The following is a 15,176-nucleotide window of genomic DNA, read 5'->3' on the forward strand; positions in this document are numbered from 1 at the left end:
GAAGGACAGCACTATGAAAACGATGTTTTCCAACGGCGGCAAACTCTCAGTGCTCGGCTTGATGGCCGTCGCGTACTCGGCGACTGTGACGGCCGCGCCGATGAATGCCGATGTGGTCGATTCGGTGATGGGGAAATACCAGGCCGCAGCCAGCGCGTGGGGCAGCGTCATGGTCAGTTACGCATCGTGGCTCTTTTGGGGCCTCGCGCTGATAAGCATGGTGTGGACCTTCGGAATGATGGCGTTGCGAAACGCCGGCATTCAGGAGGCGTTTGCCGAAATCGTTCGCTTCTTCGCCGTGCTCGGCTTCTTCTGGTGGATTCTGTTCAATGGCCCCGCGATTGCCGACTCCATCGTAAAGTCGATGTGGATGATCGGTGCCAAGGCCATTGGCCAGTCAACCGATTTTACGCCAGGAGGTATCGTGCAAATCGGCTACGACATCTTTACCAAGGCGTTCGATCAGTCGTCGGTCTGGTCGCCAACGGACAGCGTGGTCGGCCTTCTCATGGCGTTGGTGGTGATGATTGTTCTCACGATTGTCGGTGTGAACCTGCTGCTGGTCTTCGTGTCGGCCTGGATCATGATCTACGGCGGAGTGTTCTTCCTAGGCTTTGGCGGGGCGCGCTGGACGTCGGACATCGCAATCAGCTACTACAAGCATGTCCTGGCGATCGGTGCCGAGATGATGGTGATGCTGCTGCTCATCGGCATCGGCAGAACGTTCATCAACGAGTACTACGCCAGCATGAGAGCCGGCATCGACCTCAAGGAAATGGCGATCATGCTCATCGCCGCATTCGTGCTGATGTATCTCACGAACAAGGTGCCGCCGAGGATCGCAGGCATCGTCGGGGTTGGCGGCGCTGGGTCCATAGGTGGCGTAGGGGTTGCTTCGGTGATGGGCGCAGCCGCCATGACCGCGAGCGCGGCAGCTTCGGTCGGTTCTGCTGCGATGACTGGCGCGACAAGCGCGGCCGGTGGGGCGTCGGCGCTTAAGGCAGCGTTTCAGTCAGCGCAGCAGAACATGGCCGAGGGGCGCGGCATGTTCTCGGACGGCGGCAGCTCGAGCGGTATCAGCGGTGGTTCGGGCGGTGCTTCGCTTGGTGGTTCGAGTGGCAGCGGTGGCTTCGCATCGGCGATGAGCACGGCCGGTCGGTTCGCGGCTGACATGGGCGGGAATCTCGCCAAGGGTGCAGGCGAAATCGCCAAGGGCAAAGCCGCGAACATCGCGGATACCGCCAAGGAACGAGTCGCGCTGACGACGGGCGGCAAAATCGCATCGGCAATTTCGAGCAAGAGCGGCGCCGGCATCGACGCCGGACCGAGTTTCGCCGGCGACAGTCTCGGTGGAGGTCAGCAAAATGCGACGGCCGGCACCACCACGAACGACGAGGTAACCGCGTTCGTGAACAGGCAACGCCCAACGCAAGACGATGCTTAGAAAGCGCACCGGCCGGCGGCAACCGGCCGGCACTTCCACGTATCAACACCTGCAAGAGAGGTGAAGCATGGCAACTACGCATAATACCGAAGCGCAGCAAGTTATCCATCACGCCGCAATGCAACTCGCTGACCTGGACTTCATGGACCAGCGCACCGCTCGGGAGCTATCGAAAATGGCCGAGGCAGTTGCGAACTTGTTCATGGTCGTTTTCTACCAGGCCGAAACTGGACGAGCGACGCGCCTGGATTTCAGTGAGGCAATGGCTGCTGTACGCGAAACCTTGCAGCACCATTGAGTCGCTGGCGAGCGGCATCTATCGGCACAAGGAGTTTCCGTGAACCACATCGACTTTAATATCGGCCTGGTCTTCATGGATTGCACCGGATGGTGGCGTTGCACCGATGTCGGGGCGCGAACCATCCTGGCGATCCGGTTGGAGCACGACGATCCGCACTGGTATGAAGGGCCGCCCTATATCGTCAAAGAAGAGGTGTTCGATGAGGAGGACATTGCACGTTGTCACCTTGCAGTCGAGGAATCGATTCGTGCGGCGGTCCACGCCGCGCGTACTTCCGCGCATCCTGGCTTTCCCCATGAAGTCGTCACACGGATGATGGAGATTCGGAACGCACACCCGTATCCGCACGAAGGGGTTCTGCGATTTGACCGCAAGCGTCCAGATGGCGAAGTTCTTCACCCTTTTGCAGGGCGAAAAGAATCTGATTCGTGGGTTGTGGAGGTCTACCTACCCTTTCGAGGCACCTACGAGACAATAGCCGAGCGCGACTTCATCTCGTTACCGAGAGCTACCCCGAATGACCTTCGAGCCAGAGCGAACCGTCCGGCAAACATGTAACGCACGGAGTCGGTGAAGATCGGATACGTCGACTCGCGAGGAGAAGCCTTTGCCGCTCTCCCTCACGACCGGCACGCTGCGAAACGCCTAGCATCTACGACGGCTCGATCGCAACGCGAGTGGTGTCGAAAATGTCCGAAAATTAGGGTCATACGAATGGATCCCCGCTTCATGCTGTGCGCATTGCACGACATGGCTGCTGCGTTGCGTTTGCAAGCACCACGCTATCGTTGCGACGAACGCCCGAGCGGCAGACCTCCCGCATGAGCCATCCAGCATAGCTGTTAGTCGACCATCTAGGCCGAATCGCCGCTCAAACACCGGTTCCAAGCCCGTAGACGAATCATTTTCTTGTTACAATTAGCGTTGGGGAATCTGAAGCTACGAAGGGTCGCATTCGTGCAGGCCGGCTACCGGGCATATCTGTGGCCGTGGATCAGGGCCGCTTGATGCATTGCTCAAAACGATAACCAGTGTAAGCAATGAATGATTCGGAAGCCATTAGTTCACTCGTGAAGGTGCTGTCTAAGTTCAAACCGGGAGCACCGCTGAAACACTATATCAGCCACGCACGCTTCCCATTGTTCAAGAACATAGAACCGCACACGCGCATCGACTTTCCATTTCCATTCACCGCATTGGTCGGAGCAAACGGTGGCGGCAAAAGCTCCGTACTCCACGCTTTGTGGGGCATGCCGCTGCGATATTCGACGAATAAATTCTGGTTCGCGACAGAGCTCGACCCTATCGCAGGTGACCGGAAGGAACCGCAGCGCTACATTTACGGACACTGGAATGAAAGCTTCGGCGGGATCGTCGAAACGCGTAAAGCGCGCATAGGACGCAAGCAGGATTACTGGGAGCCCTATCGCGCAAGCGTAGCTGATGGAATGGATCCGGTTCCGGCAAAAGCATATGAAGGAAAATCAAAGGATCGGTGGAATCCTGTCCAGCGCACCAACGTTTACATCAATTTCAAAGCTACATTTGGCTCGTTCGATCGCTATTTCTATTTTGACGACGGACAAAAGAGCGACGAAAAGCGGCAGGCAATGCTCCGGGAGGCCCGGCGGCTCAAAACCATCGTTTCGCAAAATCGACAAAGCTACACGATGGGCTACCAGCGAGTATTCGAGAACCGGCTGTTGACGCAGGAGGAGTTATCGTGGGTGTGTCGGATTCTGGGACGCGATTATTTGTCAGCTCGTATCGTGCGCCATTCGCTCTATCCCGGCAATCGCGGCGAGGATCTTAGTGTAGTGTTCGAACGCGGACGACAGTATTCTGAGGCGTTCGCCGGTAGCGGTGAAGTTGCTGCGGTCAGTGCTGTCACTCAGGTATTAATGGCGCCGGAGTATTCACTCATTTTGCTTGATGAACCTGAAACATCTCTTCACCCCGGTGCTCAGCGGGCGCTTCTGCGGTTTTTACTTGAACAAATCAAGCTCAAGAAACACCAAATCGTCGTCGCAACACATTCCCCGGAATTTCTGGAAGGGTTACCGCCTGTAGCTATCAAGGTTTTTGAAGACAATGGCAACGGGCAGGCCCGCGTACTCGGTAGTTGTTCGCCATACGTGGCTCTGAACCGCCTTGGCAAGTTGCCGCCGGCGAAGAAGCGCATCCTAGTCGAGGATAACCTCGCACAGCTCCTTGTGAAGAGGGCAATGGCCGAGTTAGACGCAGGCGAGGCCCAAGCATTGGAGGTAATCGTGGCGCCCGGCGGCGCCGCTGCACTCGTAGGCCACCACATACCCGCCGCGATGACGTCGGGCGACGACGTATTCGTCATGCTTGACGGCGATCAGCGCAAGGTCGACGCGTTCACGGACCCCTTGCATATTCCGCTGGCGAAATATGCATCCTTGAGAGAACTGCTGGTCAAGGAGTCGGGATACGAACCAAAGTTTCTCGTCGCCGGCGGCAACGACCAGCAAGGGCACGACGCGGCTAAAGCTCAATGCTATCTTGACTTCCTAAACTGGGTGCGGAGTCGACTTTCGTACCTACCGAAACTTTGCCCCGAGCAGGTACTACTTCACGCCCTGTACCCCGATGCACAGGAAGCTACAACCAGCGGCCAAGCGAAAGCTGAGCTACGCAAGAAGCTCATCGGTGATGCAGAGGTATCGGATGCCGCAGTGGCAGGCATCGAAGAACTGGCGGTCGCAAAGCTGGCGAAGGATAATGCAGACTTGATCCAAGTGCGGGACCAATTAAAGCAATGGCTACACGGCCTAGCGGCGTGAAGGTTCGCAGGCCCCACATCGGACTGTTCTCCGGTTAATTTTATAAAATGGCTTCTAGAACGACATCTCCGCAAAAGCACCGCCCTAGTGCTATAGACCTGTTTAGCGGGTGCGGCGGGTTGAGTACCGGCCTAGAGCAGGCTGGATTTCGCGTCTGCGCGGCCGTTGAGATCGATGATAAGGCGCAACGGACCTACAAGCTAAACCATCCAGGCGTCAAGCTGTATGGCAGCGACATTCGGAAGCTGAGTGTTCGCAAAGTCATGCGAGATTTGAGTCTTTCCGCCGGCGAGCTAGACTTGCTTGCAGGATGCCCTCCATGTCAAGGATTCTCGAGGCTGAGGACGCTTAATCAGGCCGACTCTGTCGACGACCCTCGGAACAATCTAGTACGCGACTTTCTTCGGTTTGTACGCGTCCTGCGTCCGAAAACAGTAATGCTCGAAAACGTACCTGCACTGGAGAATGACGAACGCTTCACCTCGCTTTGCGAGGCCTTGAAAGCGATGAAATACAAGCTCGTCGTTCACGTGCTGAACGCTGCCGACTATTCGGTTGCTCAGAGACGCAAGCGTCTCATCTTGCTTGCGTCGAAAGTACACCTCCCGGCTATCGCCCCGAAATCGGAGCAGCGCAAAACAGTGGGGGATGTCATCCGGCACCTGGAAGCCCCGTCAGTGACCCGCGACGCGTTGCACGCGGTCCCAGAAAAGCGCTCGAAACAGGTCATGGAGCTAATCCGGCTGATTCCGCGCGATGGCGGAAGCCGTACCGACTTGCCTGCCGAACGGCAACTCGAGTGCCACAAACGTAGTGACGGCTTCCGCGACGTGTATGGTCGCATGGCATGGAACGATTTAGCTCCCACGATTACCAGTGGATGCATCAACCCGTCGAAGGGCCGATTCCTGCATCCCATGCAGGACCGCACCATCACGCTCAGGGAAGCGGCATTGTTGCAAGGCTTTCCGCCGAAGTACAAATTCGACGTATCACACGGGAAAGAGGCAATAGCCTTGATGATCGGCAACGCGCTGCCACCGCCCTTTATCGAGGCTCAGGCTCGTGCGTTGCGCGACGGCATTTTGACGGGGAAACGCGATGAAAAAAATTTCAACCGTGGACGAGCTTCGCGCCGAGGGACTGACTGCTGAACAGGCAGCAGCCGCGGCAGATACATCAGCGACCGTTCTGTGCATAGCTTGTGCGGGTTCCGGTAAGTCGCAAACCCTCGCCTATCGGATTGCACGTCTGATATCCGAAGGGACGCCAGCCACTTCGATCGTGGCGATAACCTTCACCGAAAAAGCCGCTGATTCGATCAAGCGTCGCGTAGCCAAAGTTCTGGTCAGATGCGGCCTCAGCGCGAACCTGATCGGTCAGATGTACATCGGCACTATCCACGCATTTTGTCAGAATGTGCTGGGTGACTCGGACGCCATTTTCCGTCAGTACGATGTACTCGATGACAACCGCTTCACGCTGTATTTGATGTCCAGATATCCCGAACTGGGAATCAATACACTCAAACCGCGGTTTAAGGACCGATACTTTGAGACTCTGTCACAGGTCCAGCACGCGTGGAACGTATTCCGGGATGAGGGGCTATCCATAGATGAAATCGAGACGCACGATCCGGAGGTTGGCCTTGTACTAAGAGAGATCGGGCAACGCTTAATACGCGACCAATTCCTTGACTTCTCATCGATGGTCCGCGAGACCGCCGAACGGGCCAAAAGCAATGTCAACGTTCGAGCACGTCTCGGTCGTATTCGGCATTTACTAGTTGACGAATATCAGGACGTGTCCGGCTCTCAGGAGGAGCTAATTGCGACGATTCACGAATTAGGGGCTAATCTCTTCGTGGTGGGCGATGACGACCAGTCGATTTACGGATTCCGCGGCGCTCACGTTTCGAATATCCTTAATTTCGTTACTAGGTACAAGGGCGTGAGCGAACACGTCCTCGCCACGAACTTTCGAAGCACCCGCGCTATTGTGGCCGCGACCAACGCGTTCGTCGCATCGCAATTGGGTCCTCAGCGGCTCTATAAGCAACCGCGTGAACATGTCGATCTCACTCCGCGACATCTCGCCGTGCATCATTTTGCGACTCGCCCTGAAGAAGCCGAATGGGTGGCACAACGTATTAAACATCTGCTGGGAACAGAATACGTCCAATCGGATGGGACGGTCCGAGGTCTCACGCCGGGTGACTTCGCCATCCTTATGCGTTCAACAAAGACGCCAGAGCAGGACGACAATCCGCGACATCACGCGTTCACACGTGAACTAGATGCGCTTAACATACGTTACACGTTAAACGCCGGCGGTTCGGTTTTTGATCGGCCGTGCGTAGCTGCACTGCGAGAAACATTTATCGCGCTCGAGAATGGGCCAATCTCTCGACCCGACGCTACTCGCCTGATCGACGATCACATCAGGCCAGCATACCCTCGTGTTAGCCCAACAAAAACATACGCCGTGCTCGCGGACTGGGGACGGCGGATACATGCGCCGCTAGGCGCAGCCCGGCAGCGACTGTTTCCGCAGCAGCTACTGAATGACCTTTTGGACGCATTCGACGTGGCACATAGCTCGCTCCCAGACGAAGTGATGCGTGAGATCGGCCTTTTCAGCCGGATGCTGCAAGACGTCGAAAGTGTATATCTGAGCATCGACTCGAGCGGTCGATTCACATCTGTCGTGCGGTTCCTGCAGCAAGTCGCCGAGGAAGGCTATAACATCAGTACAGAGGACGTAGTATCACGGCCCGACGCAGTTACCGTCTCTACGGTGCATCAGGTGAAAGGACTAGAATTCCCGGTCGTGTTTGTCGTCGATGTCGTCCCAGGGCGATTTCCGGGCAAGCGTTCAAATTACAGCGGACTGCTACCGGCAGATCTTCTCGCGAGCGCAATCGCACGCGGCGCGTACTCCAACACACGCGAAGCCGAAGCACGACTGTTTTACACGGCCCTCACGCGCGCGGAACGCTACCTGTACGTTACTGGCGCCGCGTCTCTTCCGAACGGGAAGCGCACTAACCGCCAGTCGGAGTTCGCCGCAGCGCTGCAAGATGTCGAGCTGATCGTTGATCCGCTGCAAACGCCTCCTGAATTAAGTCGGGCCGCGCCGCGGCAGAGAGAAGACGAGTCGACGTTGCCCACGTCGTTTAGCGACATCAAATATTACCTGCATTGCCCCATGGACTATCGGTTCCGCAAGGGCTTCGGGTTTAGCCCACCTGTCCCGGAACTGTTCGGGTACGGCCGCGTAGTTCACGTCGCCATCGAGAAACTGCACGAGCATTTCTCAGGGGCCGCTCCCACGCCAGCGGAAGCGAGCCAGATCGCCGCCGATCATTTCCACCTGAAGCATGTTGCGCGGAGTCGCGATCCCGAAAACCGTCCAGGCGCTTACGAGCAAGCGATGAACAAGGCACAGGAAATCGCAGCGGACTATGTTACGAGATTTGCCTCGGACTTTGCTCAACAAAAACAGGTTGAAGTGCGTTTCGAGATTCCAGCACAGGGATGCCTCATCACAGGCTCCATCGATCTACTCATGCGTTACAACACGAAAGGCGATATCGTTGAAGCTCACGTCGTAGATTTTAAAACGATGCAAGGCGGAGACGACCCATCTAAGAATATGCAGCTAGACTGGCGTGAACTTTCGCTTCAGGTGCAGTTGTACGCTAAGGCGGCGCGCGAAGTCTTCAATGAAAATGCGGCTACGGGATCGATCCATCTGCTGAAGGACAACAAACGAGTTGACGTACCGATCGATGATGCCGCAATACAAGCCGCGGTTGCGAACATCGAGTGGGCTGTTCGGGGCATTTTGGCGAAGGACTATCCAAGTAGGCCGAGCAAAGAAAAATGCGCAAACTGCGACTTCAACCGACTGTGCCCTAAAACGCCTCAGCAATTTCGCGCCGATGCCGGTGTCCCGCCCCCCATCATGACGCCGCTCGGCCCCATGAGTGCGTCGGCACTGTGAAAGGACTGTTGGATCGGTGCAGCAATGACGGACAACGTAACGCAGTCGACACGAAGCCGCATGATGGCGGCTGTGCGCAATCGCGACACCGCTCCGGAGCGTCGCGTCAGAGTGATGCTCCACGCGGCAGGTCTACGTTTCCGACTGCACGACCGGTCGTTGCCAGGCACTCCCGACATAGTGCTGAGAAAGCATGCCACCATAATCATGGTAAACGGATGCTTTTGGCACGGCCATCATTGCCCCAGAGGTAAGTTGCCAACGACGCGCATCGACTTCTGGCTGAAGAAACAAACGCTTAATCGTCGCCGGGACGCGGAAGCGATTCGTCGACTCAGGGCATTAGGTTGGCGAGTTCTAGTGATATGGGAGTGTAAAACCCGGGAAAAGACGGAGCTTGCTCGAACCTTAGCAAAAGCGTTTCCACAGATACAACAAATCGAGTTGAATTGACACAATAACGACTGCAATTGGTGCTCCAACCCCTATCCCTGAGCGGCATCCAGAACACAGAATATCTAGACGTCAGTGACACTGCAGTTATTCGACTACGACTTCACAATACTAGAAGCGTGTAACGCTGAAATGGACGGCACATGCAACTGAAAAAAGTACAGGATATTTTCACCCTTTCAACCGGCCAGCTCATCTCGAAAAGAAATCTCTTCGATCTTATACAGTATTCGAAAGTCGAGGGATCGGATTATTGGTCAGGCCCCGAATTTATCGTGGGGAATACACCCCAGCAGGGAATAAATTGGATTGGGCGACCACCATCACTTCATGCAATAATTATCAAGGCACGCCCGGGTTCATACGCTGATGATGGATGGTCTAATGAAGACAAGATGGTGTACCACTATTCCTTTAAAGCGCAAAATGGCAACATCAACCCCGCAGAAAAAGCCAACGCCGTTCTAATCCAGCAACCAGAATATCTTTATCCAATCTTTTTATTTACCGAAAATACGAATAACTGGTGCTTTGAGGGATCATTCTACGTCTCCGATCTCGAAGAGAAATTTGTCATTCTTCAGCGTGGAAGCCCTTCGGTAGAAATTAACGATATCCCCGGTGAAACCAAGTATTCGGTGGGTGGACGAAAGTATGTAACCCATTTGCTTGCCGAAAGAAATAAAGGCGTTGTAGATGCCCTAAAATCGTCTGAGCCGTGGGTTTGCGACATATGCCGCGCGGACTTCGAATCTAAATACGGGGTTAAGTATATAGAAGCTCACCACAAAATTCCCATTTCAACGTATGCATCAACATCGAAAGTAAGCACGTCCGATTTCGCCCTTCTCTGCCCGAACTGCCATAGAGCGGTACACATTTATATGAAAAAAGAAGGGCTCGCTTATTCTCAAATTAAGGCCATTTTGTCAGCTGATCCACACCTCTACCAGTCCTAACGGGGAAACACTCTGAACGTTCTCAGTGTGTCGAGCACAACACGTCAGTTTGAGGTACATATTTCCCGCGCTCCGTCATCGCCTCGGCAACTTCGTTGACACTTGGGGGACCAGTGAACAAGCCGCCCGGTGCCCCCTTCTGAGGCCTCCAGCTTGTGATCCCTCAAATGTCAACGTGCGCGTAATCGGATACTTGAGGGCACCAGAATATGCAGCGATTAGGTGCAGCCTCAGTGCAACGCCCAGTTTTTCCGATACCCTCGAAATTACGGTAAACTACTGACGCTAAACAGGTTTTGGTTTCGCATGTTTACGGTGAAATAGCGCTAATTTTCAACAACTTACCGCGTCACACGCCGAATCATAATCCGCAGGTACCGCGAGCGTCAGGCGACGGAATCTTCAAGCACGACATTTCTTGCGGGCTTGCCGGCTTTTCGCACAACGTCAGCAATGTGACTTGTCAGGCCGATCTCTCCGACCAGCACAATCCCCTCGTTTTCAGAGAGTGTCTCAAGCGCATTCCGCAGGGCATTGAGCCCCGTCGAAACGTAGAAGCGGTTCCATACCTGTGCTTCGCCGGGCACTAGCACGCCCTCTGTGCTCTGCGTCGCGCCTCGATGCAGCTGGACAATCCAGACCTTCCCGCCATCATGCACCCACTCGAAGCGAACTGGGCCAAGTCGCTCACGGAGATAGTTGAAGGTGTCGAGGACGTCCGCAATGATCGCGTCCGGCAACCCGTAAACCAACGTCAGTAATTCAATGGCTTGGCGACGGGGTAAGGACGCAACACCAGGCTTTTCTACGCACCGAGGCGTGTCGTCGGGGGCAAACTCCATAATGCCGCCTTCCAGAACGCCCGAGACGCCTCCATCGCTCACGTCAATGGTTTCATTCACGATGACATGAAAGCCAGCAGCAGAAATTCGCTTGACGGCTACGGCACGCTCAAAGGCCCTGGTGACCGCGTCGCTCCGAATTTTGAATACGCTCGTTGTTCGGCCGCCCAACGCGTCATACGTGGGGGCATCTTTGGGGGCAACTTCAACTTCGCCGAGATCCTCTTTGAGGGCCTGAAGGACCGTGACAGCCCGGGACGACAATGGAACATCTCTTGCGTCCCCGTTTTTAGTTGCGGGTAGATGTGCCACCCTGCGCTTGAGATCTACGTTGTCCCATTGCAGCGACACAATTTCGCCTCGGCGCATTGCCGTTTCGACAGCCAGCCAGATGATGGCGGGCAGCAGCGTCGAGCTGCTGGCCGCAATAACCCGCTCAAGTTCGTCATCCTGAGCGCCGCGCTCTGATCCGGGATCCCCGCCATCTGGCAAATCCAGTGCAGGCTCATCGCTGCTGGCGATGCGCCGCTTCCGCGCGTTGTTCGGCTGCGGCTTTCTGACCAGTTCGACCGGATTCGATAGACTTTCCATGCCCCATTCTTTGCGGGCGACATTGAATACATGCGAAAGAATAGCTAAGCGGCGCAGCACCGTGGCAGGTTTATAGTTCTTCAACCAATGGTCTCGGAGTTTTGCCACATCGGCGCTCCGAATTGCTGCCAAGGGCCGCTTCGCTAGGTCAATGGCCTTGCACATCTTGAGGACTGACGCTTCCTGAGCAGAGCCCTTTTTCGCCTGAGACACCTCTTCTTCATACCGCGTCAATGCCTCGTAGAGCGTTGTCGCTTCAGCTTCGCTTCGGCTGACCCACACTCCCCGCGCCATTTCGGACTCGATCATGTTCGCCCAAGCTTCCGCCTCTGCCTTCGTATTGAACGTCTTGCTCTGTGCTGGGTAGCCGTGCCGTCGCACCTGCGCGCGCCACTGGTACGGACCTCGTTTCGTAATGGCAGCCATGAGAGAAAAATCATCTTGAGCTCAGTGTGCCAAAATTGTGCCATAAAAGCGCAATTTTCCGCCAAGCTCTTGAATTATCGGTAGCTGTTTTTACATTCGCAATGCGAAGGTCGGGAGTTCGATCCTCCTCCTCTCCACCACGAATTCAAAGGGCTTGGCTGGAACGCCAAGCCCTTTTTCATTTATCCGCCCTCCAGCCTCATCCCCCATTCGCGCTAGACTGAATCCCACGTCGATGTGAGAGGACGACATGCACATCAGCATTCGCGGGATCGATCACGTCGTGATCCGCTGCGCCAATCTCGACAACATGGTGAATTTCTATCGCACCGTGTTGGGCTGTCCGGTCGAGAAAGAGCAGCGCGATCTCGGCCTCGTGCAGATGCGCGCGGGCCACTCGCTGATCGATTTGCTGGCCGTCGGCGCGAAGATAGATCGTCCGGAGAGCGGCGAGCCGGGCGCGGGCCGCAACATGGACCATCTCTGCGTGCGCGTCGAGCCGTTCGATGCGGATGCGTTGCGCGCACATCTGGAACAGCACGGCGTGCGCGTCGGCGAACACGCGCGTCGCTACGGCGCCGAAGGCTTCGGCCCGTCGCTCTATTTGTTCGATCCTGAAGGCAACATGGTTGAGCTCAAGGGGCCGCCCGAAGCCTGAAACGTCGGCGATCAGGCGATCAGGCCGCGCCCGCCTTAAGCACGTTCCACCGAATCGCAACGGGATCGACGGTCTCGCTGCTCAGCGTCACGTCCCCATCCTGCACCATCATCTGCAAGCGCATCGTCCGTTCGGCCAATCTGCCGAGCGCTTCGGCGACGCCTTCGGCGAGCGACCACACCGTCACGTTTTGCAGCCGATCGACCTTGCCCTTCACGCCGTTCCACCAGATATCCACGGTCTTACCGGCATAAGCGATGACAATCACGCGCTCCGAACGGCCGCTCGCCTTCGAGATGCGTCGCTCGTCGGGCTGACCGACTTCGATCCAGGTCTGAATCTGGCCGGTGAGATCCTTTTGCCAGAGATCGGGCTCGTCGGTATCGGAGAGCCCTTTGCAGAATTCGAGTCGCTCGTCGGCGAATAGCCCGAACGCGGCGACGCGGACCATCATCCGTTCGTCGGTCTCAGACGGATGGCGTGCAATGGTCAGTGACTGATCGCCATAGTAGTGGCGATCCATGTCGGCAACTTGAAGGTCTGCCTTGTAGATGGTGGATTTGAGAGCCATTCAGCGTGAGGCGCCGGTTCTTTGACCGGCGGAAAAGGAAGGTCGAAGCGCCGCGGTCGAGCGCGCGCGAAACCGACATTGTGCGGCGAATCGGTGGAAATGTGGAAGGTGACCGGAGACACCGGCCCAAAAGCGCGGCGGAGAATGACGCCGATGATTATTCGCGGCGAATAACCGAAGCACCGACGCGATGCGAAAATCGCGCCGGACTGTCGAATGGTTGAAACCGCTTATTGATCGATGAATCGATCCGCCGTCCACATACCTTGCGTGTCGCTATTGGCGGCGTTGACGAATTCAACGTCATGGCCCACCACGCGAATCACGCGAAAATGCGAATCGACCGGAGTAGAAATGCATTCGAAGCCCTCGAAAAGCTGCCGCATCTTCTGGTGCTCGCCGGCTTTCGCGTGCTGGTCGGCTGAATCGAACTTGTCCTTGGACAGGCAGCCATACGAATTAGGCCGGAAGGTAAAGGTCTGTTGAGCCTGGATTACGCTGTCCTGCGCTTGCGCCGTGGAAACGGCTGCAAACAAACCGATCATCGCGAAGAGAGCACCGGCGCGTTTCTGCATGTATAGCCTCCCAAACGAAGCCGTTTCGAAATTAGCTATGTATTTAAAAGCGTAGACCGCAAAACTCATGCTAGATGAGTGACACAAACTTGCAAGCATATGTTGTGTGCGTCCGCAACACGTCAGAATGTCGCACCTGTTTTAAAGAATGGCATACGAATTAAAAATCATCGAAATCAGGCTTTGGCGGAATGAAGCTCGCGCCTGGGTGCGCAATACTGCGACAATTTGCTCCATTGCGTCTTGGTGCGCCGCGTTAAGTGAACCGGTAAGCGTATCGAACACTCCGCGGGCGGAGCTGCGGCGACGTCAAGCTGGCTGAACGGCCTATTGCAAGCGCCCTGCGTTCATGGATAAATCGACGCTTCCAACTCAGGAGAACAAGCATGACCCTCGCTCAATGGCTGCCGTTCGCGATCGCGTCGGCGATCCTCGTCGCGATTCCCGGCCCGACCGTGCTGCTCGTCGTGTCCTACGCGCTCGGCCACGGCCGCAAGTACGCGTTCGCGACGACCCTCGGCGTCGCGCTCGGCGACCTTACCGCGATGACCGCGTCGATGCTCGGCCTCGGCGTGCTGCTGGCGGCATCGGCTGAGCTGTTCATGGTGGTGAAGTGGATCGGCGCGGCGTATCTCGTCTACCTCGGCATCAAGTTGTGGAGCGCGCCCGTCGTCGATACGGACGCCGTGCAGCCCACCGGCGAGCTGCGCACGGGCCGCATCATGGCGCACGCGTACGCTGTCACGACGCTGAATCCGAAGAGCATCATTTTCTTCGTCGCGTTCGTGCCGCAATTCGTCGATGCGCACACGGCAAGCGTGTCGCAGATCGCGATTCTCGAAGCGACCTTTGTCGGGCTCGCGGCGGCCAATGCGTTCGCTTACGCGCTGCTCGCGTCCGGTGCGCGCAAGGCGATTCGCAAGCCCTCCGTGCAGCGAGCGGTGAACCGCACGGGAGGCGCGCTGCTGATGGGCGCGGGCGTTTTCGCGGCCGCGTGGAAGAAGGCGACGTGAGTCAGCACGACGATTGGTCCGCGAGCGCGCGGCGCGTGTATTACGGCTTGCTCGACGACTGGAACCGGCAGGACGCAGCCGCGATGGCATCGCGTTTCACCGTGCGCGGCAGCCTCGTCGGCTTCGACGGCAGCGCTATCGATGGGCGCGCGTCCATCGAGGCGCATCTTCGGCCGATCTTCGCCCAACATCCGACGCCGCGCTTCGTCGCCAAGGTGTGCGAGGTGAGGCTTATGGCGAACGGGCAGACGCTGCTGTTGCGCGCCGTCGCCGGAATGTGGCCGCGCGGCGCTACAGAACTCGAGCCAAGCCTGAGCGCGATTCAGACCATGGTGTTGTCGCTTTGCGACGGCGTGTATCGCATCGAGATGTTTCAGAACACGCCGGCGGCGTTTCATGGGCGGCCGGAGGAGGCCGATAAATTGAACGCGGAATTGCGGGAGGTCGGCAAACCGGCGGGCGCTGGATTTTGAGCACGCTGGCGCGTGTCTGCCGAAATCAACGGACGTTCATAGATCAGCAAGAATTCGG

At 56.7% G+C, this 15,176-nt stretch carries 13 protein-coding genes and 1 pseudogene; 11 read left to right on the forward strand and 3 right to left on the reverse strand.

The features are described 5' to 3' along the window. Positions 1–22: 22 nt before the first annotated feature. The 8 genes from trbL (at position 23) to NCS28_RS14125 (ending at position 9,969) form a co-directional block, all read left to right on the forward strand. Positions 23–1,444: a P-type conjugative transfer protein TrbL gene (trbL, locus tag NCS28_RS14090; RefSeq protein WP_502801190.1), complete on the forward strand. Its 1,422-nt coding sequence runs from the start codon at positions 23–25 to the stop codon at positions 1,442–1,444. 67 nt (positions 1,445–1,511) lie between these two features. Next, positions 1,512–1,742, forward strand: coding sequence for a type I toxin-antitoxin system ptaRNA1 family toxin (locus NCS28_RS14095; protein WP_250514373.1), 231 nt, complete (start codon positions 1,512–1,514; stop codon positions 1,740–1,742). Between the two features lie 39 nt (positions 1,743–1,781). Further along, positions 1,782–2,303, forward strand: a complete 522-nt coding sequence (locus NCS28_RS14100; protein ID WP_250514374.1) for a hypothetical protein — start codon at positions 1,782–1,784, stop codon at positions 2,301–2,303. 482 nt (positions 2,304–2,785) lie between these two features. After that, positions 2,786–4,552, forward strand: a complete 1,767-nt coding sequence (locus NCS28_RS14105) for an ATP-dependent nuclease (protein ID WP_250514375.1) — start codon at positions 2,786–2,788, stop codon at positions 4,550–4,552. Between the two features lie 47 nt (positions 4,553–4,599). Beyond that, positions 4,600–5,706 (forward strand): DNA cytosine methyltransferase, encoded by a 1,107-nt coding sequence (locus NCS28_RS14110; RefSeq protein WP_250514376.1) that lies wholly within the window; start codon positions 4,600–4,602, stop codon positions 5,704–5,706. Further along, entirely contained in the window at positions 5,654–8,557 is a 2,904-nt protein-coding gene (locus tag NCS28_RS14115) for an ATP-dependent helicase (protein WP_250514377.1), read from the forward strand. The genes NCS28_RS14110 and NCS28_RS14115 overlap by 53 nt, the downstream gene beginning before the upstream one ends. Positions 8,558–8,581: 24 nt before the next feature. Continuing rightward, positions 8,582–9,010, forward strand: coding sequence for a very short patch repair endonuclease (locus tag NCS28_RS14120; protein WP_284504848.1), 429 nt, complete (start codon positions 8,582–8,584; stop codon positions 9,008–9,010). A 143-nt stretch (positions 9,011–9,153) separates the two neighbouring features. After that, the gene (locus NCS28_RS14125) at positions 9,154–9,969 is read left to right on the forward strand and encodes an HNH endonuclease (RefSeq protein ID WP_250514378.1); all 816 of its coding nucleotides are present in this window, start codon (positions 9,154–9,156) and stop codon (positions 9,967–9,969) included. A 929-nt stretch (positions 9,970–10,898) separates the two neighbouring features. On the opposite strand, the pseudogene NCS28_RS14130 reads toward NCS28_RS14125, so the two are convergent. After that, positions 10,899–11,828: pseudogene (locus NCS28_RS14130) on the reverse strand (tyrosine-type recombinase/integrase); the annotation flags it as partial. A 250-nt stretch (positions 11,829–12,078) separates the two neighbouring features. Here NCS28_RS14130 and NCS28_RS14135 point away from each other — a divergent pair. Then, the gene (locus tag NCS28_RS14135) at positions 12,079–12,486 is read left to right on the forward strand and encodes a VOC family protein (protein WP_250514379.1); all 408 of its coding nucleotides are present in this window, start codon (positions 12,079–12,081) and stop codon (positions 12,484–12,486) included. Between the two features lie 19 nt (positions 12,487–12,505). On the opposite strand, the gene NCS28_RS14140 is transcribed toward NCS28_RS14135, so the two are convergent. Further along, a complete protein-coding gene (locus NCS28_RS14140) occupies positions 12,506–13,057 on the reverse strand; it encodes a YaeQ family protein (RefSeq protein ID WP_250514380.1) in 552 nt (183 codons plus the stop codon). A gap of 230 nt (positions 13,058–13,287) precedes the next feature. Continuing rightward, positions 13,288–13,632, reverse strand: a complete 345-nt coding sequence (gene sap1 / locus NCS28_RS14145; RefSeq protein ID WP_250514381.1) for a surface attachment protein Sap1 — start codon at positions 13,630–13,632, stop codon at positions 13,288–13,290. A gap of 386 nt (positions 13,633–14,018) precedes the next feature. On the opposite strand from sap1, the gene NCS28_RS14150 reads away from it, so the two are divergent. Both NCS28_RS14150 and NCS28_RS14155 read left to right on the forward strand, forming a co-directional pair. Further along, complete coding sequence (locus NCS28_RS14150) at positions 14,019–14,645, forward strand: LysE family translocator (RefSeq protein ID WP_250514382.1); 627 nt, start codon at positions 14,019–14,021, stop codon at positions 14,643–14,645. After that, positions 14,642–15,118, forward strand: coding sequence for an SgcJ/EcaC family oxidoreductase (locus tag NCS28_RS14155; protein ID WP_250514383.1), 477 nt, complete (start codon positions 14,642–14,644; stop codon positions 15,116–15,118). The genes NCS28_RS14150 and NCS28_RS14155 overlap by 4 nt, the downstream gene beginning before the upstream one ends. Positions 15,119–15,176: the final 58 nt, after the last annotated feature.

It is taken from the genome of Caballeronia sp. INDeC2 (assembly GCF_023631325.1).
Taxonomy (GTDB): Bacteria; Pseudomonadota; Gammaproteobacteria; order Burkholderiales; family Burkholderiaceae; genus Caballeronia.